At 51.6% G+C, this 18,628-nt stretch carries 21 protein-coding genes; 8 read left to right on the top strand and 13 right to left on the bottom strand.

Annotation, left to right across the window (positions count from 1 at the left end):
• Positions 1-7 precede the first annotated feature (7 nt).
• The 5 genes from lpxC (at position 8) to METH5_RS0103760 (ending at position 5,438) form a co-directional block, all read left to right on the top strand.
• Positions 8-943: a UDP-3-O-acyl-N-acetylglucosamine deacetylase gene (gene lpxC / locus METH5_RS0103780; protein WP_029147258.1), complete on the top strand. Its 936-nt coding sequence runs from the start codon at positions 8-10 to the stop codon at positions 941-943.
• An 18-nt stretch (positions 944-961) separates the two neighbouring features.
• Positions 962-1,144, top strand: a complete 183-nt coding sequence (locus METH5_RS0103775; RefSeq protein ID WP_029147257.1) for a hypothetical protein — start codon at positions 962-964, stop codon at positions 1,142-1,144.
• Positions 1,145-1,177: 33 nt separating this feature from the next.
• The gene (locus METH5_RS0103770) at positions 1,178-3,154 is read left to right on the top strand and encodes a transglycosylase SLT domain-containing protein (RefSeq protein ID WP_232410935.1); all 1,977 of its coding nucleotides are present in this window, start codon (positions 1,178-1,180) and stop codon (positions 3,152-3,154) included.
• A gap of 88 nt (positions 3,155-3,242) precedes the next feature.
• Positions 3,243-4,205 (top strand): complex I NDUFA9 subunit family protein, encoded by a 963-nt coding sequence (locus METH5_RS0103765; protein WP_029147255.1) that lies wholly within the window; start codon positions 3,243-3,245, stop codon positions 4,203-4,205.
• Positions 4,206-4,226: 21 nt separating this feature from the next.
• Positions 4,227-5,438, top strand: a complete 1,212-nt coding sequence (locus METH5_RS0103760; protein ID WP_029147254.1) for a multifunctional CCA addition/repair protein — start codon at positions 4,227-4,229, stop codon at positions 5,436-5,438.
• Here the strand turns inward: METH5_RS0103760 and METH5_RS0103755 are convergent.
• The 11 genes from METH5_RS0103755 to METH5_RS0103700 form a co-directional block, all read right to left on the bottom strand.
• Positions 5,435-6,385, bottom strand: a complete 951-nt coding sequence (locus METH5_RS0103755) for a sensor domain-containing diguanylate cyclase (protein ID WP_029147253.1) — start codon at positions 6,383-6,385, stop codon at positions 5,435-5,437. The two genes, METH5_RS0103760 and METH5_RS0103755, sit on opposite strands and share 4 nt — an antisense overlap.
• 356 nt (positions 6,386-6,741) lie before the next feature.
• Positions 6,742-7,083 (bottom strand): excalibur calcium-binding domain-containing protein, encoded by a 342-nt coding sequence (locus METH5_RS15170; RefSeq protein WP_198290677.1) that lies wholly within the window; start codon positions 7,081-7,083, stop codon positions 6,742-6,744.
• 39 nt (positions 7,084-7,122) lie between these two features.
• Positions 7,123-7,347: a DUF2788 domain-containing protein gene (locus METH5_RS0103740; protein ID WP_019883468.1), complete on the bottom strand. Its 225-nt coding sequence runs from the start codon at positions 7,345-7,347 to the stop codon at positions 7,123-7,125.
• 24 nt (positions 7,348-7,371) lie between these two features.
• The gene (gene slmA, locus METH5_RS0103735) at positions 7,372-7,965 is read right to left on the bottom strand and encodes a nucleoid occlusion factor SlmA (protein WP_029147251.1); all 594 of its coding nucleotides are present in this window, start codon (positions 7,963-7,965) and stop codon (positions 7,372-7,374) included.
• Positions 7,966-8,030: 65 nt separating this feature from the next.
• Positions 8,031-8,687, bottom strand: coding sequence for a pyrimidine 5'-nucleotidase (locus tag METH5_RS0103730; protein ID WP_029147250.1), 657 nt, complete (start codon positions 8,685-8,687; stop codon positions 8,031-8,033).
• A 35-nt stretch (positions 8,688-8,722) separates the two neighbouring features.
• A complete protein-coding gene (gene argB / locus METH5_RS0103725; protein ID WP_029147249.1) occupies positions 8,723-9,604 on the bottom strand; it encodes an acetylglutamate kinase in 882 nt (293 codons plus the stop codon).
• Positions 9,605-9,673: 69 nt separating this feature from the next.
• On the bottom strand, positions 9,674-11,242 hold the full coding sequence (gene argA, locus METH5_RS0103720; RefSeq protein WP_029147248.1) for an amino-acid N-acetyltransferase: 1,569 nt from the start codon (positions 11,240-11,242) through the stop codon (positions 9,674-9,676).
• A 312-nt stretch (positions 11,243-11,554) separates the two neighbouring features.
• Positions 11,555-12,727: a cyclopropane fatty acyl phospholipid synthase gene (gene cfa / locus METH5_RS0103715; protein WP_029147247.1), complete on the bottom strand. Its 1,173-nt coding sequence runs from the start codon at positions 12,725-12,727 to the stop codon at positions 11,555-11,557.
• A gap of 202 nt (positions 12,728-12,929) precedes the next feature.
• Positions 12,930-13,868 (bottom strand): AEC family transporter, encoded by a 939-nt coding sequence (locus METH5_RS0103710; protein ID WP_029147246.1) that lies wholly within the window; start codon positions 13,866-13,868, stop codon positions 12,930-12,932.
• Between the two features lie 7 nt (positions 13,869-13,875).
• A complete protein-coding gene (locus METH5_RS0103705; RefSeq protein WP_029147245.1) occupies positions 13,876-14,343 on the bottom strand; it encodes a nuclear transport factor 2 family protein in 468 nt (155 codons plus the stop codon).
• A gap of 29 nt (positions 14,344-14,372) precedes the next feature.
• Positions 14,373-15,107 carry a 16S rRNA (uracil(1498)-N(3))-methyltransferase gene (locus METH5_RS0103700; protein ID WP_029147244.1) on the bottom strand — a complete coding sequence of 245 codons (735 nt, stop codon included), beginning with the start codon at positions 15,105-15,107 and terminating at the stop codon, positions 14,373-14,375.
• Between the two features lie 113 nt (positions 15,108-15,220).
• Between METH5_RS0103700 and METH5_RS0103695 the strand changes: the two genes are divergently transcribed.
• A complete protein-coding gene (locus tag METH5_RS0103695) occupies positions 15,221-15,772 on the top strand; it encodes a thioredoxin family protein (protein WP_029147243.1) in 552 nt (183 codons plus the stop codon).
• 3 nt (positions 15,773-15,775) lie between these two features.
• Here METH5_RS0103695 and METH5_RS15865 read toward each other — a convergent pair whose 3' ends face one another.
• Positions 15,776-15,919, bottom strand: coding sequence for an NnrS family protein (locus METH5_RS15865; protein ID WP_232410934.1), 144 nt, complete (start codon positions 15,917-15,919; stop codon positions 15,776-15,778).
• A complete protein-coding gene (locus METH5_RS14715) occupies positions 15,894-16,760 on the bottom strand; it encodes an NnrS family protein (RefSeq protein ID WP_232410933.1) in 867 nt (288 codons plus the stop codon). Before METH5_RS14715 ends, METH5_RS15865 begins: the two co-directional genes overlap by 26 nt.
• A gap of 87 nt (positions 16,761-16,847) precedes the next feature.
• Between METH5_RS14715 and METH5_RS0103685 the strand changes: the two genes are divergently transcribed.
• A complete protein-coding gene (locus METH5_RS0103685; protein ID WP_029147242.1) occupies positions 16,848-17,288 on the top strand; it encodes an Rrf2 family transcriptional regulator in 441 nt (146 codons plus the stop codon).
• A 77-nt stretch (positions 17,289-17,365) separates the two neighbouring features.
• On the top strand, positions 17,366-18,565 hold the full coding sequence (locus METH5_RS0103680; protein ID WP_029147241.1) for a globin domain-containing protein: 1,200 nt from the start codon (positions 17,366-17,368) through the stop codon (positions 18,563-18,565).
• Positions 18,566-18,628 lie beyond the last annotated feature (63 nt).

Raw genomic sequence — 18,628 nt, 5'->3', positions numbered from 1 at the left:
GAAAACCATGTTAAAGCAACGCACGCTTAAACAAACGATCAGCGCCACCGGCGTTGGGCTGCACAGCGGTGAAAAAGTCACCCTGACGCTCAAACCTGCGCCCGCCGATCACGGAGTGGTGTTCCAGCGTGTCGATTTGCCCGATACGCCTGCCATGCGGGTCGCCCCGACGGCAGTGAATGACACTCGCCTGAGCTCCGCCCTAGAGTTTTCAGGTGCGCGCGTTGCTACCGTGGAACACTTGATGTCTGCCCTCGCTGGTTTGGGGGTAGATAATGTGTTGATAGAACTGACGGCCGCCGAAGTGCCCATCATGGATGGCAGTTCGGGGCCGTTTATCTATTTGCTGCAGACAGCTGGTCTACAAGAACTGGATGTGCCGAAAAAGTTTGTGCGCATTCTCAAACCGGTAGAAGTCACTGATGGCGATAAATGGGCAAAATTTACGCCGCACCATGGCTTTAAAGCCGAATTTACGATTGATTTTGCACACCCCGTGTTTGAGTTCTCTGGTAAAACCGTGACCATTGATTACGATAGCCAGAGCTATGTAGATGAAATCAGTCGTGCCCGCACGTTTGGTTTTATGCACGAGGTGGAATACCTGCGCGCCAATGGCTTAGCTAAAGGTGGCAGTCTGGATAATGCGATTGTGCTGGACGAATATAAGGTCCTCAATGGCGGCGGTTTGCGCTATGACGACGAGTTTGCCAAGCATAAAGTGCTCGATGCCATTGGTGATTTATACATTCTGGGTTACCCGATTCTTGGTCAATTCACGGCTTTTAAATCTGGCCATGCCTTGAATAACCAGCTATTGCGTGCCTTGCTGGCAGATGAAAGCGCCTGGGAATATTGCACGTTTGACAATGACGCACAGGCCCCGATTGGCTTTGTGAAGCAGCGCGACTATTTTAGTCCGGCGCCACTGTTACCCGCATAATGCGTCAGGCAGATTAATATGTGGTGGATACGTATTTTATTTACAGTGCTGGCGCTTAGTACACTGGTATTGGTGCTACTGGGATGGCAAACCGGTCAGCCACGTTATTGGCGCTGGCTGAAAACCGTCTGGCGTAGTGGCTTTGTGTTATTACTGCTGCTGTTGCTTTTTTTCTTTCTGAGTCGCTTGGCCAGAATTTAATTGTCATCACGTAAGCTACGTGATTGTTGACACATGAAGATTAGACTCACTTCTCTCCTCCGCATTTTGGCTGTTTGTTTGCTAGGCCTCACCGGCACGGTGTTCGCTGGGGATGGCGACATTTATTTACAGGCAAAACAGGCTTACCAGACCAGAAATTTACCGCAGTTGATCGAGGCGACCGAAACGCTTAAGCAGCGCCGTTCGCCATTGCTGCCTTATCTGCAATATTGGCAAATGATCCTGACCATGGATCAATTGTCGTATTACCAGGTGCAAGCGTTTTTGCAGGAAAACAATGAGTCGCTATTATCACAACGGGTGCGCGAATTGTGGCTCAAACGACTGGGTCGCGTGCAGTTTTGGGATCAGTTTGTTGAGATGCGTGCGCAAATGCCGATGTATTACAGCCTCAATGACGTTGGCAACCAGTGCTACCAGGTGCAGGCAGGCATTGCGCTGGATGACCCGAATGCTTATGAAGATGGCAAAAAACTGTTGCTGGCTGGCAAGGATTTACCCGCCGATTGCCAGGGCATGCTGGAAGCCTTGCAGCAAGTGGGCGTGCTGGATGAAAAGCTGCTGCTGACGTTGTATCGCGATGCCTTGTTTAGCAATAAAACCGGCTTGGCAAAAGTATTGGCCAAGCGCAGCAGTAAAACAGATGCCAGCCTGCTGAAGCAAATTGACGATATGGCGCAAAACCCGGCGCTGACCTTAAAAAAAGGCGGCATTCAAGAGCGCTCGCCGTACGCACGCGCATTGTATCTGTACGCCATTCATCGTCAGGCCAAGGCGGATCTTGCCGTGGCCAAAACCAGCTATCAAAAATATAGCGGCTTGCTTGATCACGATGAAAAGCAACTCGCCCAGGCGTATATGGCGCTAGAAGCCGCGCGCAAGCACGAACCCGAGGCACTGCCAGGTTTTGCTAAAGTGAGTGCCAGCTTGCTCAGTAGTGAGCAATGGGAGTGGTATGTGCGCAGTGCCTTGCGCCAGCAAGACTGGGCCACGGTGTTAAAGGTGATTAATGACATGCCTGCAGGCTTGGCGGAAGAATCGACCTGGCGTTACTGGAAAGCGCGTGCCTTGATCGCCAAAGGGCAGGTGGCTGACGCTAACCTGATACTGGCCAAGCTTTCGCAAGAAAGACATTTTTACGGCTGGCTGGCCGCAGAAGATTTAGGGCCGGTGGCAAGTGAGCCGATGACAACCTACCAGCCTACTGACGAAGAAGTGCGCCAATTTGCCAAACAGCCTGTCGTTAAGCGTATGGAAGCGCTGTTTGATGTTGAGGCACGCTATGAGGCTCGCTTGGAGTGGATGTATCTGATGGAGGCGCTGGATGACCCGACCCGCATCGTTGCTGCGCAATATAGCCTACTCAAGGGTTGGTATGACCTCGCTGTGCTGGCGGCTGATAAGACTAGTCGCACGCATAACTTTGAGTTGCGCTACCCGACGCCTTATCGGGATTACTTGCAAAAAGCATCGCGTAGCCGCGCCATTGATGAAGCCTGGGTCTATGGCATTATTCGCCAGGAAAGCCGCTTTATGCACTATGCTAAATCGTCGGTGGGTGCGGGCGGCTTGATGCAGGTGATGCCTGCGACGGCCAAGTGGATCGCCAAAAAACTGGGCTGGAGCAGTTACAACGATGGCATGTTGCATGATATTGATACCAACGTGAATCTGGGGACTTACTATATGCGCTACACGCTGGATACCTTTAATGGCCAGGAAGTGATGGCGACCGCTGCTTATAATGCTGGCCCTAGCCGAGCCCGGCGGTGGGCGGCCAACACACCTTTAGAGGGCGCCATTTATGCCGAAACCATCCCGTTTAGTGAAACGCGCAATTATGTGAAAAAAGTGCTGGCGAATGCGCATATGTACGCGCCAAGGCTCGGTTTGCCTATGCTGACACTTAAAAGACGTTTGGGCACCATCCCTGCTCGTAGTAGCAGCGATGGTGAAAGCGTAACGACGACGATCAGTATTTCAGAGTAAGAGTAATTGTTTGGTTTAAGCAACAGTTAAGTGCCGTTGCGGTTTTTCGGTACAATATCATTCATTGCAAGACGAATCAGGAATAAGCATGATGAAGACAGTCACTGTATTAGGTGGTAGCGGTTTTGTAGGCAGCAGTGTGGTCGCGAGGCTTGACCAGGCAGGCTATCAGGTGAAGGTGCTCACGCGTCGCCGTGAGCAGGCCAAGCACCTGATTTTATTGCCTAATGTGCAAGTGGTTGAGTGCGATATCCATGAACAGGCTGCGCTGAAAACCCAACTGCAAGGCAGCGATGTGGTGATTAATCTGATTGGCATTTTGCATCAAACCAGTGACAACGGTTTTGAACAAATGCACCACCAGTTTCCACGCCGCGTGGCACAGTTATGCGAAGAATTAGCTATTGCGCGCCTGTTGCATATGAGCGCGTTACAAGCAGCGGTGAGTGCGCCGAGTGAATATTTGCGTAGCAAAGCGGCAGGTGACCAGGCCGTGCTTGAGTTTAGCAAAAAACTGCACGTGACTATTTTCAGGCCGTCGGTGATTTTTGGTACGCGTGACCGCTTTATCAATCTGTTTGCCAAGCTGATTCAAGCGATTCCGGTGCTGGCACTGGCCATGCCGCAAGCCAAGTTTCAGCCGATCTGGGTAGAAGATGTGGCCGCGGCCATGGTCAATGCCGTGGATGAACCTGCCACCTATGGTAAAACCTATGAGCTCGGTGGCCCGGCCATTATGACCTTGCAACAAATCATGGAGGCGGTGATGAAAACCATCCATGTACAGCGCCCCATCATGGGCCTCAGCCTCAATATGTCCTTGCTGCAAGGCAGCTTTATGCAGTTGTTGCCCATCAAGTTACTTTCTCGCGACAATGTGAAGTCTATGCAGGTCGACAATATTTGCCAGCAACCTATGGCCAATGAGCTGGGCGTGGTGCCAACCGATATGTTCGCCGTGATTTCAGGTTACCTGGTCAAGAATAATCCCCGCGGTGCTTACGACCAGTTTCGTGCGGCCGCTGGCCGTGTCATTAACGCCAGGCGCTAACGCCTCGCCTTGATACGCACCATGCAAATATATCAGGTAGGCGGTGCTGTCCGCGACAGCCTGCTTGGCTTAGCAGTCAAAGACCGTGACTATGTCGTGGTGGGGGCTACGCCCGAACAGATGCTGGCGGCTGGCTACCGCGCAGTCGGTAAAGATTTTCCAGTTTTTTTACACCCTCACACCCAGCAAGAGCACGCGCTGGCCCGCACCGAGCGCAAAACAGGCAAAGGCTACAAAGGCTTTAGTGTTTATGCGGCGCCTGAAGTCACTCTGCAAGAAGACCTTGCCAGGCGCGACTTCACCATCAATGCCATCGCACAAGACGCAGATGGCAGCCTGATCGACCCTTTTAATGGCCAACTGGATATCCAGAAAAAAACGCTTCGGCATGTGACGGAGGCTTTTGGTGAAGACCCGGTGCGCATTTTGCGTGCTGCGCGTTTTTTAGCACGCTTTACCGAGTTTACCGTGGCGCCGGAAACCATGTTGCTGATGCGTGCAATGGTGGCTGCTGGAGAAGTAGACGCATTGGTGCCTGAGCGTGTCTGGCAGGAAGTTGCCAAAGGCCTGATGGAGAAACAACCCAGCCGCATGTTTGAAATGCTGCGCGAGTGCGGGGCATTAAAAGCCATCTTGCCTGAACTGGACTGCTTGTGGGGCGTGCCGCAAACCGCTGCGTATCATCCCGAAATTGATACCGGCATCCATGTCATGATGGTGATTGATTATGCCGCCAAGCAAGGCTACAGCTTGCCCGTCAGGTTTGCCGCGCTCACGCATGATTTAGGCAAAGGCACCACCCCGGCTGACGTATTACCGCGCCATATCGGCCATGAGTTGCGCAGTGTCGATCTTATCCGCGAAGTGGTTGCACGCTTGCGCGTACCCAATGATTGCAAAGACCTGGCACTGGTGGTGGCTAAATATCATGGCAAACTGCATGCTGCCAGACAGATGAAGGCCAGTACGTTGCTACATTTCTTGGAAGAACTGGATGCTTTTCGTCAGCGCGCGCGCTTTGAGGATTTTTTGCTAGCCTGCGAATGCGACAGCCGTGGGCGTTTGGGCTTGGAAAATTGCCCGTTAGAGGATGCAGAACATTTGACTAAGGCCTTGCAAGCCGCGCTCACCGTGAATGCCGGTGCAATTGCCCAACAATGTAGCTCCCCCTTACACATCAAGCAGGCTGTGGCTGAAGCACGCATACACGCCATTCAGGCCGCGTTGCATTAATCGTGTTGACTCGCTTCGCCTTTCACCACAATACGGTTTCTGCCATTGCGTTTGGCTTGATACATCAGCGCATCCACTGAGTCGACAAATGTTTTAAGGTCGTCGGTTTGGCTGGGCATGATGCTACTCGCGCCGACGCTGATGGTCAGTATCTGGCTCACTTCTGATTTAGCATGTGGAATCTGCTCCTTGAATACCAAATTACGGCAGCGCTCGGCAATTTTACTCGCCGACACTTCGTTGGTTTCAGGCAGAATCAACGCAAACTCTTCGCCGCCAAAGCGGGCAAAAAAATCTTTGGCACGTACCCCGGCATGCGACAGCGTATGAGCTACTTGCTTGAGTACTTCATCGCCTTGCAAATGCCCGTAAAAGTCATTGAACTGCTTGAAGTAGTCGATATCTATCATGATCAATGACAATGGCTGTTGGTGTTGCCTCGCTTCCAGCCATTCACGTTCCAGCACAGTGTCAAACATGCGGCGGTTTGCCACGCTGGTCAAGCCGTCTTTGTAAGACAGCTCTTCCAGTTTTCTTTGCATGATGAGCAATTGCTCTTCGGTTTTCTTACGCTCGCTAATGTCGAACATAAAACCGATCAATGCTTCAGGCTCGCCACTGGGGGTACGCATCACATGCACCACATCACGAATCCAGACAAAGTCACCGGTAGCTGTCAGTGCGCGATAGTCCGCTTCATGATCCAGGCCTTGCAATGATTGCTGCACGCAAAAATGAAACACGCGCTCGCGATCATCTTCATGAATGCGGTTGACCCAGTCTTCAACCGATTGCCAGCTTGCAGGTGCCCAGCCTAACAAGGGCTCGATTTGCGGGCCGATGTAAGTGAATTGTTTGCTCGCCCAGTCTATCCGCCATGGAATCGCCTTGGTCGATTCAAGCAGGGTTTTGTAAGTGTCGCTGTCGTTAGGGGGTGAATTGTCCATATCACACAAGTAATTATCACTATCTATGGTTTAGATTAGCGGACTGCAACAGACACCGCAATAGTCCACTGGCGCCATGCAGGTAATAAAGCGTTAACCAGCCAGGCAAATCGGTTGCTCGAGCTCAGGTGTTGCGCAGCATCTAAAATGATTCCATCTACCATATTAGCACTGACCACCCGCACTCGACTTGCTGGCAAAGTATCTTGAAGCTTCAGCCAGCCCTTAGCTTTGGTGTTAGACAGGCCAGCGTCGCGCCAAGTGAGACGCTGGCGCCGCCTATTGGGGATAATGCCTCACTTGAGTGAATCGGAGTAGATAAGTATCTGCTGCATCGATGTCTCCCAACGGCTGTATTAATGCAAGGCAGGTTGACACCACTGCCGTTCGCAGGGGACGCCGTCGCCATCACCATCCATTTTCTCGTTCGGGCAGCGTGATAACCATTGTTTGGCTTCTGCGCAAGAGTGCATTTGTGAGCAATGCGTGTGGCCCTCGCAATCGCCGCTGAAGCTGTCATGCAGCCTCGGCTCATCCATCACCAAAGGCGCATCCATCGCAGGGTGGCTATGTCTGAGTGGCATTGTGGATAATGTTGGTGGCGTTTGCGACCTTAGTGCAGGCATTAAAATACTGTCCAGAATGACATAAGCGATACATAGCAAGATCAGCATGAGGAAGATTTTGATAATGTTCATCGATGATGTGTGCGCAGTCAGAACATGATTCGACTGGCTTTAATGGATATTCAGATAATGCTGAATCACCAGCTTGGCCAGAAAACCGACCATGCCTAAGGTGAGCGCGAGAAACAGCGCAAATGTGCCGGTTTTACCTGCTTTCGATTTCCAGGCCAGGTTGCCGACAATAAAAACGATAAACAGGATAAGCCCGGCAAGGCCCCAGCTCATGCCAAACTCGGTGAGCTGGGCTTCATTCATGCCAAAAACGGTGGTTTCCATCTATTAAAACTTTCTACATCTCTTTTATTGCAAGCAGCCGGTAATCAGTTGTGTGACGTGCTGCTCTAAATTGTCACTGGGTTTGCGTTTAAATCCGCTTTTGGCAAATGCATGCCAGCGGCCAAGGACAAAGCTGATCATGGTATTAGCGGCGATGCCAGCGTCAGTGATTTTATTGCCTTGCGCTTCTGCAATACGTAATGATTGCTTCAGGCTAGCTTCCAGCCTGTCCAGCAATTGGTTAATGCGTGCTTGCAGGGCATCGTCTTCGTTAACCAGCGCATCGCCAATCAATACGCGCGACATGCCAGGGTTGCGCTCGGCAAATTTGAGCATGGTTTGCAGCATCAGTTGCACTTGTTTGAGGCCGTCAGTTTCGTCGGTGGTGATTTTATTCATCACGCCAAACAGCGCGCCTTCAATAAACTCAATTAGGCCTTCAAACATTTTGGCCTTATTGGCAAAGTGGCGGTATAAGGCGGCTTCCGACACATCCAGCTTAGCGGCTAGCGCGGCGGTGGTGATTTTTTCACCGCGCGGGCTTTGTAGCATGCCTGCCAGGGTTTCCAAGATTTGCTGTTTGCGGTTTGCGCGTGCTTCTTTATTGATGGTTGCCATTGTGATTTCCAGGACCAAACCCAAGTGAGTGTTGTTATTTTGACGGCTATTTTAACCGCATTCGCTCAGCACGGGAATGCATGCGGCGCTTTTTTCAACGCGCTGTGAGTGAGTGCCAACACATGCGGAAACCTATATTGCACAAAGTTTGGTTTATGCAGGCGGCGGCTGATCCACACCGTACGCATGCCTAAGCGCCTGGCTGTCATCAAGGCGGGCAGGCTGTCTTCAAACAAGGTGCAATCTGCAGCCCGGCAGCGCAGCTGGCGTAACAAAAGGCAAAAACCACGGATGCTGGGTTTGGCATGAAAGCGGCTGGATTCGACACTGAACACCAGCGAAAAACAATCAGCAATACCCAGAACCTCCAGCACGCGCAAGGCATAGGCGCGAGGTGCATTGGTAAACACGCATTTGCGCCCGGGCAGGCTGGTGAGCATTTGCCGTAATTGCCGCGTGGTTTGTACCATGTCGTCAGTTAAAAAGGCGTGAGTTTCGGCCAAAAAATGGTGCGGATTAACGCCGTGATGGCGCATCAGCCCTTTTAAAGTTGCGCCATACAGTTGCCAGTAATGTTGGCGTAACTGGTGCGCGGCGGCTTCCTCCATCTCAAGCGTTTGCATGATGTAACGTGTCATGGTTTGATTCATGACCGGGAAAATCTGCGCAGAAGCATTATGCAGGGTGTCGTCCAGATCAAAAATCCACACCCTGCGCGTCATGTGTTTAATACTTTGTGAGAGAAGTAAGTAACCGCTTACTTGGCTTTGATCAAGGTGCCGACGCCTTCATCGGTCAGTACTTCCAGCAATAAAGCATGCTCAACGCGGCCATCAATAATATGCACAGACTTTACACCGCTACGCGCAGCATCTAAAGCCGAGCTGATTTTTGGCAACATGCCGCCACTCAAGGTGCCGTCTTCAACCAGGTCATCAATTTGCTTGGGTGTCAGGCCGGTTAGCAGTTGGCCACTTTTATCCAGTACGCCAGGCGTATTGGTGAGCAGGATCAGTTTTTCGGCATTGAGGATTTCTGCCAGTTTGCCAGCCACTACATCGGCGTTAATGTTATAAGTTTCGCCATCACGGCCGACGCCAATCGGTGCCACGACCGGAATAAAGTCGCCGCTATCTAAAAAGTTGATAATGCTCGGGTCAATGGCGGTAATTTCACCCACCTGGCCCACATCAATCATCTTACTCGGGTCTTTGAGGTCTTCCATCAGCAGTTTGTGCGCATGAATAAAGTTACCATCTTGCCCGGTCAGGCCCACCGCTTTGCCGCCGTGGCGGTTAATCAGGTTGACGATCTCTTTGTTCACCTGTCCGCCAAGCACCATTTCTACCACGTCCATGGTTTCTTCGTCGGTCACGCGCATGCCCTGGATAAATTCGCCTTTTTTGCCCAGCTTATCCAGCATTTCGTTAATTTGCGGGCCGCCGCCATGCACCACCACTGGGTTCATGCCCACCAGCTTGAGCAGCACCACATCTTGGGCAAAACACTCTTTAAGGCGCTCGTCCGTCATGGCGTTGCCGCCGTATTTGATGACAATGGTTTTATCAAAGAAGCGTTTAATGTAAGGCAGCGCTTCAGACAGGGTTTGCGCTTTTTGGCTGGAGGTCGAGATTTGCATAGGTCAAACTTTCATTCAATCATCGGGCGATTGCAGTCAATCGGGTACAGGCTGAATTTTAGCCAAAACTCATAACGGTTTGATGAAAACTTTGGATTTTCTCTGAAAATTATAGAGTTTTTGTTTTTCGTGTGGCAACTGATCAACGTTTTGCTCAGTAAATCCGCGCTCCAGAAACCAGTGTTCAGTGCGCGTGGTCAGGCAAAACAGCCTTTTAAAGCCTTTTTGGCTAGCCTGCTCCTGGCAATAGTTAAACAGTTTATCGCCACGGCCACCGCCACGATAAGTCGGGTCTATGGCTAGGCAGGCGAATTCCACCATTTTTTCATTGGCAAACGGATATAGCGCAGCGCAGCCAATCACGCGGTTGTCGTGCTCCATGACATAGAAATAATTGATTTCCATCTCGATGCGCTCGCGTCCGCGCCGCACCAGAATACCTTCGTTTTCCAGTGGTTCAATCAGCATCAAAATGCCGCCAACATCATCAATATTGGCCTGGCGCATGGTTTCCAGCGGTAGTTCGGTAATCATGGTGCCTATGCCCTGGCGTGTAAACAGCTCCTGAATGATGGCGCCATCTATGTGGCGTGAAATCAGGTGTGTTCTGGTCACGCCGTGCTCGCAGGCGCGCACGGCGGCGGGCAGGTAGTAATTCACGTCTTCAGAGTAATGGATGGGCACATCGCTCTCTTGCACATTGCGCAGCAGGTTTTTGGCTTTGGCCGAGGTCATTTCGCGTAATAACTCACCACGCAGGTTTTGCACACCGCCTGAGTCCATCAGAAAAATCAGTTTTTCAGCATCGAGCGCACTCGCGGCACTCACGGCTACATCTTCCAGAGTTAAGTTGAATGTTTCACCGGTTGGTGAGTAGCCCATGGGCGATAAAAGCACTAACTCGCCGTCATCTAACCGCTTTTGGATGCCAACAGCATCAATCTTGCGCACTTCTCCGGTATGTTGCAGATCGACGCCGTCGCGCACGCCTAATGGTTTGGCGGTGACAAAATTACCACTGGCGACACGGATGTCACTGCCTGCCATCGGTGAGTTGGCAATGCCCATTGAGAGCAGTGATTCGATTTCAACGCGGATGGCGCCGTTGGCTTCTTTTACCGCCTCCATGGCCGCATCGTCTGTAATACGTAAGCCGTTGTGCAATTTGGGCGTCAGGTTGTCGCGTTTGAGGCGTTGTTCAATTTGTGGTCGCGCACCATGCACTAGCACGAGCCGCACCTCCAGGCTGGCCAGCAGGTTAAGGTCGTGCGACAAGGCCACAAATTGCTGCTCGCTGACGACCTCGCCACCAAAGGCAATCACAAACGTGCTACCACCAAAAGCGTGGATATACGGCGCCGCGGAGCGAAACCAATGTACGAAGTCTTTGCTGTTGGCACTAGAGAGAATCGCTGGCGGCGTATTGGTCAGCGACACTGGCGTCAGGTTGGCGTCATACAAACGGCCTGGCGTAGTGTTTAATGCTTGCGCCGCCGCGCGCAGCAATGCTTCGGAGATACCGATCTCACCACGTTCAATGCGCGACAAATTGCTCGCGTCCGTGCCCATGCGCGCAGCGAGTTGTTGCAAGGTTAAATTTTGCGATTTACGCAAATCCCTAATGTTTGATCCGAGCATTTGTGGTTAATTCACGGTTAATTTGCAAAATAATAATTAAAAATGGTTTTTATTGCAAATAATATGAAGGTAAAAGCCTTGTTGGCCGCCGATGAACGCAGATAAAAACAAATCTTGGTATCTCAATCTCTGGATGAAATCCAAGCTAAGCCGTTCGCAAAGAGCCTGTGTTTAAAGATTTTATCTGCGTGTATCTGCGTTCATCGGCGGCTAAATTAGTTTTTTATGATTTTTGTAAGGGTGTGCATAGACAAAAAAATGACGGCAAAAGCCGTCATATAAGGTCAGAGAACACAGAGGACTACGTCAACATCAACTTGCTGGCAACGGGCGCATTGAGCGATACACGCGGTTGCTCTGCCGCTTGCTCAATACCAGTTGCCAGAGTTGCCCTTGCCGGGAGCGAAAATAGCCTGCACAACACATCAGGTAGTATTTCCACATCCGGTAAAAACTTTCATCGTATTTAAATTGCAGTTCTGGCCAGGCACGATTGAACTTCTCCCACCACGCCATCAGGGTGCGGTCATAATCGGGGCCAAAGTTGTGCCAGTCTTCAATCAAGAACTTTTGCTCGATGGCCTGGCTGATTTCGCTGGCAGAGGGCAGTTTTCCATTGGGGAAAATATGACGATCAATCCAGGCGTCGGTATGCAAGGCCGTTTTATGGTTGCCTATGGTGTGCAGTAAAAACAGGCCGTTGTCTTTAAGTAGTCTGTGCGCCGTTTCAAAATACATGGCGTAGTTTTTTTGCCCGACATGCTCAAACATGCCCACTGAGACAATCTTGTCGAATTGACCATGTAGCTCACGATAGTCTTTGAGTTGGATATCGACTGGCAACCCAGCGCAGCGCGCACGGGCAAAGGCCTGTTGCTCGACCGACACGGTAATGCCGACTACCTGCGCGCCATAGTGTTGTGCCATATGTTTGGCTAAGCCGCCCCAGCCACAACCGATTTCCAGCACGCGGTCGCCCGGTTGTAAATCCAGTTTTTGGCAAATCATGTCCAGTTTTTGAACCTGCGCTTCTTCCAGGCTTTGCGCATGTTGCCAGTAGCCGCACGAGTAGCTCATGCTACTGTCGAGCATGGCTTCAAACACATCATTACCAATGTCATAGTGTTGCTGCGCTACCTGATAGGCCCGGTTGGGCGCCTGCAAGTTAAACAGGGTATGGCGGATAATCTCACCCAGTAGTTTTAGTTTTGCTGTACCGCCCATTTTTTCGTCCAGATCGGCCCGCATCACGCGGTGAAAAAACTCGTCCAGACGGGTGCAATCCCAACGGCCTTCAATAAAGGCCTGCCCTAGCCCCAGTGAGCCGTGGGTTAACACGTCGCGGTAAACACTTTCTTCGTATACCTGAATGTCCCACGGCGCATGGCCATTAATAGTAATGCCTGCTTCAGCCAACAGGCTGGTTAGCGTCTCGGGCGGCGTAGGCGGCGGGGCGGTGTAATGGTTTGTCGTGGTTTTCGGCATGATCGTCTGATAATCCCAAATAACACAAAACGAAAGAGTGACTGTTTAACAGCATCTTAAAAACAGTCGCGCATACTGGCAACTCGTCATATGACGTATGACAGCATGCAGCATAAAAATTCACACAATATGCGTGATTTCATGGGTTTTAGGCAGAAAAAGTATGAAAAGCTAATGTTGCGGCATCAGGCGTGGGGCAGCGTTAAAAATCTTGCAATATGGCAAACCAGACTGACAAGCTGCCTATGCTGAGCAAGGTGCTCAGAAACACCGCGGCGGCGTATAGGGCACCATCCAGCCGGTAACGCTCGCAAATGATAATACCAAACACCATGGTGGGCATGGCTGCCAGTAAAACGCAGGCAGTGAGTTGGCTGTCGTGCAGGCCTAGCCCTCTGGCGACCCATAATGCAGCCAGCGGTGCAATACAGAGGCCGATGAGGCACACGGGTAGCAGCAAAGGGATCAATTTAAGTTTAAACGTATCCCAGCGGATGCTCATGCCCAACGCAATTAACATGAGTGGCACCACGCCGCCAGCCAGCGTGTGTAGCGCATGGCCGACCATGATGGGTTGCGGCGTATGACTTAGGTTGAGTATGGTGGCCAGTAGTAAGGCCCATAACGGTGGCACTTTGAGCAACGCTTTTAGCGGGTGCGTTTTGTGTTCAGACTGGCCATAGGTTTGTGCCATTAGCATGCCTAGTGTCAGCAGTACCGGTGTGCAGGCAAACAGGTCAAATTTAAGCACGATTTCGTGCGTCCAGTCACCCAGCACTTCGCTGGTGACAGGCAGGCCCAGATAGGTCGCGTTAGGGAAAGTGGCGGCCAGCATCAATGCGCCTTGCTGTGCACGTGAAATAGTCATCACGCGCTGTAGCAGTTGCAAGCTCAGCCACATGCATAATGCCGCCACCGCCAGGCGACTCAGCGCGGTGAGTGCAAAACTGAGGGTGCTGGCGTCAAACGGCGCTTGCCATAAAATATCGAGCACTAGCGCAGGTAGTAATATATAAAACACCAGGTCTGTCAGCGCGCGCCGATGCGACAACGCCGACATATGGTCAGGCGCCAGCCGCTGCCAAAGCATGCCAGTGGCGATTAACAGCGCCATTTGCAACATCACTATCACTGCTAGCATGTGTAGCTTACAATCCTAATTCGCTCAGGCTGGCATGGTCATCCGGGCGTCTGCCCAGTGGCCAGAAAAACTTGCGATCAGTGGCCTTGATAGGCAAATCATTAATGCTGGCGTGGCGGTGTACCATGAGCCCGGCTTCATTAAACAGCCAGTTTTCATTGCCATAACTGCGATACCACTGCCCGCCATCGTCATGCCACTCATAGGCAAAGCGCACGGCAATTTTGTTATCCAGAAAAGCCCAAATTTCCTTAATCAGGCGGTAATCCAGTTCGCGCACCCATTTGCGGGTCAAAAAGCCATGCACCTCTGTGCGACCAACCGGAAACTCGGCGCGGTTACGCCAAACCGTGTCTTCGGTATACACCTGAATCACCCGGTCCGGGTCGCGGCTGTTCCAGGCATCTTCTGCCAGGCGCACTTTCTGTATCGCGGTTTCTAAAGTAAATGGCGGTAACGGTGGGCGTGTTTCCATGAGTGAGCTCCTTGACTAAGGTGGCAGGGTTAAAAGTCGCCCCACAGCGACTGCATGCTGGCGATGGCTGTGAGCGCGGCGGTTTCGGTGCGTAAAATTCTGGGGCCGAGGACGATAGATTGAAAGTGGTGTTGTGTGGCGAGATCGATTTCGGCCGGGCTTAGGCCGCCTTCCGGGCCTATCAGCAGTTGAATGGTACTCGCTGGTTTGCTTAAAGCGGCCAGCCGTTTGGCGCCTACCGGGTTCAGTAATAGATTCAGGCCATCTGGTGCGGCGTGCTGGCTTAGCCATTGTGCCAGTGTGAGTGGCGCATGCACGGTGGGCACCACCGCACGGCCGCTTTGTTCACACGCTGCAATAGCCACGCCTTGCCAGTGTTCCAGACGTTTTTCTGCTCGGTCACCGCTTAGCTTAGTCACGCAACGCTCGGTGCTGAGTGGGAATATCTCACTCACGCCGAGTTCTACCGCTTTTTGGATGGTGTAATCCATGCGGTCACCGCTGGAAATACCTTGCAGTAACCGAATCGCAAGTGGTGATTCGTTGCTGATTTGCACGCGGCTGAGCACTTCAACCTGCGCGGATTTTTTCTCTATGCTGGTGAGCGCGCACTGGTAGTCAAAGCCATCGCCACAAAACAAGGTCAGGGTATCGCCAACTTTGAGGCGCATCACGCGCACCGCGTGCGCCATGGCATTGTCGCTCAGTGCTGTTTGCTGGCCGACCATTAATGCCGTCGGGCTATGAAATCGTAAATTACTCATGACAGGCATTGTAACCAAAATGCTTCTGTGCGACACGGCGTCTGGCCAAGATTCACCTAGTCGACTTAATCACGTACCATAGTGGTTTGAATTCAATCGCAGGAGCAACTCTGATGGCAAGCATTAGCCCACCCGTATGTGACTTTGGCTGGAAAGCCCCGGCATTCAACTTGCCCGATGTAGACGGCAAACTGGTGAATCTGGAAAACAGCATGGGCCGTAATGGCCTGCTGGTGATGTTTATTTGTAATCATTGCCCGTATGTCAAAGCGATTTTGCCGCGCCTGATTGCCGATGTGAAAGCACTGCAAATGCTGGGCGTGAATACCGTCGCCATCATGTCCAACGACCCGTCTGATTATCCTGAAGACAGCCCGGAAAATATGAAAAAACTGGCAACAGACATGGCGTTGCCTTTTCCTTATCTGCTGGACGAAACACAGCAGATTGCCAAAACCTATGATGCGGTATGTACGCCGGATTTTTTTGGCTTTAACCACCAGTTTGAGTTGCAATACCGTGGTCGTTTTGACGAAAGCCGTAAAGAAACTGCGCCTGACAGCACGCGCGATTTGTTTAAGGCCATGAAGTTGGTGGCTGAGAGTGGGCAAGGGCCCGAGCAACAAATACCGAGTATCGGTTGCTCGATTAAGTGGAAAGAATAACGATTAACCGGGTGAGCCATCAATGCGTGGTTTGCTGAGTATCGGCCAGTAGGTGATGCAAAATAGTCCGAATGCGGTCATCCAGCCGCTGGCGGCCAGCATCACGGATAAGCGGTAAAATTCAGGCAGTACGATAGGCAGTAACACGCGGCTCAGGGTCGCAAAAATCACCAGGCCAAATGCCTGGCGTATGCCAGCGCCATAACCTGAATCCGGCGCTGGTGGCGATAGTGAGTCCTAACACTATATTGATTATTTCAATGTTGATAGTCAGTATGTTGATCAGCAGCGCCGCCAGGCCAATCATCAGCAAGCGGTCTATCCAGGCGCTGTTTCTTAGTGTTACTTCTTCTTTCACGCCACGCTCAATAAACATCGGCAAGATACGGCGGCTGATGACCATAATCAGGCTGACGTTGAGTAATAGGCCTATCCATAAAGCAGCACGTACGCCATGGCTGCTTAAGCCCAGTGCTTGCGTATAAAAAGCTACGTTGCCAACGGTGAGAAATACCACTTTTGAGAGCACGCCAAGTTGCCGCCATTGTTTGACCTTGATGATCGGTTGGGCGACAGCGGCAATCAGCCAGCCGTTAAATAGCAGGTCAAAGGTCGCGGCGACGATGATATTGGCTGGGGCAACCAACATCACACCGCGGGCGATGGCCCAGCATGCGACCAGGCCCATCAGCGGGCGGCCATGCAGTGTTTGTATGCCGGTCCAGTTTTTCACGGCGGTGAGCAGAAATCCTGCAATCACGGCAAAAGCAAAGCCATACAGCATTTCATGCGCATGCCATTGCGACGGTGAAATACTGGTGAGTGGTAGCGTAGAAAGCTGGAAATAGGTCGCCATCCAGACCGCCATCGACAAACTGGCAAAGCCCGCCGCCAGCAGAAAAAATGGTCTGAAACCCAGATTGAATAAAGCAAACCGTTGCGCGGGCAATTTGCGGCTGGGCGGGCTAATTTGAATCAGTGGCTGCATATGGGTGCTCCTGTCAATCTGATAATAGATTTCAGCATAGCAATTTAAAGTTGCATTGTAAATGAAACATATATTAGAATGCACATCATGCAGCTAAACAAATTTACCGATATTGGTTTGCGCGTCTTGATGTATTTGTCGCAGTCGCGCTTTGACCAGCAAGTGACGATAGACGAGATCGCGACCACGTTTGACCTGCCGCGTAACCATTTGATTAAAGTGATTACGCGCCTGAATAAACTGGGTTGGATCAAGGCAACGCGTGGTCGCAATGGTGGTTTGGAGTTGAACCCAGAGTCACTGCAGTTGCGTATAGGTGATATTTTGCGCGAGCTGGAGAATACGACTGAGCTGATTAATTGCGAAAAACCTGTGTGTCAGTTTCATGGCAATTGCATGCTCAAAGGGGCGTTACAAAGCGGTCTCGACGCTTTTTATGCACACATGAACCAACATCGTTTACTGGATATTGTGAACAACAATACCCGCGAGAAAATTATTGCTATGCATAGAGCACACGCCGCGTAAGGTGAAGGTTGGCCTGTATCACAGGCCGTTTTTTTAGTTTAAATGTTTCATTTAAGATGCTAGTTTAAGGAGTGTTTATGTTGTCCAATGCTGCCCGTCCCTATATTCAAGCCAGCGTGCCCGTGTTGCAGGCACATGGTTTGGCCATTACCACCACGTTTTACAGCAATATGTTTGATGCACATCCCGAGTTGAAAAACCTGTTTAATATGGGCAACCAGGCCAATGGCAGCCAGCAGCAGTCACTGGCCGCTGCCGTGTTTGCCTATGCCGCCAATATTGATAATGCCCAGGTGTTGCAGCCCGTGATTGACCGTATCGTACATAAGCATGCGGCAGTTGGCATCAAGCCTGCGCATTACCCGATTGTGGGCCGCCATTTGTTGGGCGCGATTGCTGAAGTATTGGGCGACGCGGCCACACCGCCACTGATTGCCGCCTGGGATGAAGCCTACTGGTTGCTCGCGGGGGAGTTTATCGCCGCTGAGGCCCGGCTTTATCAAAGCACTGGTTATGCGGCGGATCAATGGATTGCGGCGCGTATCGCTGAGGTGACGCCAACGGCAGAGGGTATCCTGTCGATTGTGCTGACGGCAGAGGATCAGGCCTTACCTGCTTTCAAAGCTGGGCAATATATCAGTGTCGCCGTCACCTTGCCGGATGGCTCGCGCCAGATCCGCCAATACAGTTTGTCAGATGCAGAGCAAAAGTCTACCTACCGCATCAGTGTCAAGCGCGAAGCTGGCAATGAAGAGGCGCCACAAGGCACTGTATCCAACTGGTTGCATCAATATGCCAAGGTGGGCGAACAATTACTGATCAGCCATCCTTATGGTGAATTCACGCCAGACCTGCAAGCCAATACACCACTGGTGCTCATTTCGGCCGGGGTTGGCATCACGCCTATGCTATCCATGTTGAAAACGCTGGTACAAGGCGCGTCTAAACGTGATGTCTGGTTTTTGCATGCTGGTCGTACCATGCAGCATGTGCCGCACCTCGATGAACTCATTGCATGCACCGAGCAATTAGCCTCCTTGCAACTGGCGTTATATGTTGAAGGAAAACCTGGTTTTGCATCCGAGCGATTGGTGCATGAGGGGCGCATGCGTGTGGCCGAGTGGCCGTTCAATGCGGCATTAAATGCTGAGTATTATTTGTGCGGACCGCTGCCATTTATGGTCGAGCAATGGCAGGCTTTGTTGGCGCTGGGCGTGCCGCCGCAACATATTCATCGCGAAGTGTTTGGCCCGGAGAGTTTGAATCAGGCTGCCTAGCATGTTAAAGGCAGCATCATTCATAAACTGGCGTTAGAATGTCGTTCTTTAGAGTCGCGCAGA

It is taken from the genome of Methylophilus sp. 5 (assembly GCF_000515275.1).
Lineage (GTDB): Bacteria > Pseudomonadota > Gammaproteobacteria > Burkholderiales > Methylophilaceae > Methylophilus.
Note: the sequence above shows the minus strand (reverse complement) of the source record. Positions and strands in the feature narration are given on the sequence as shown.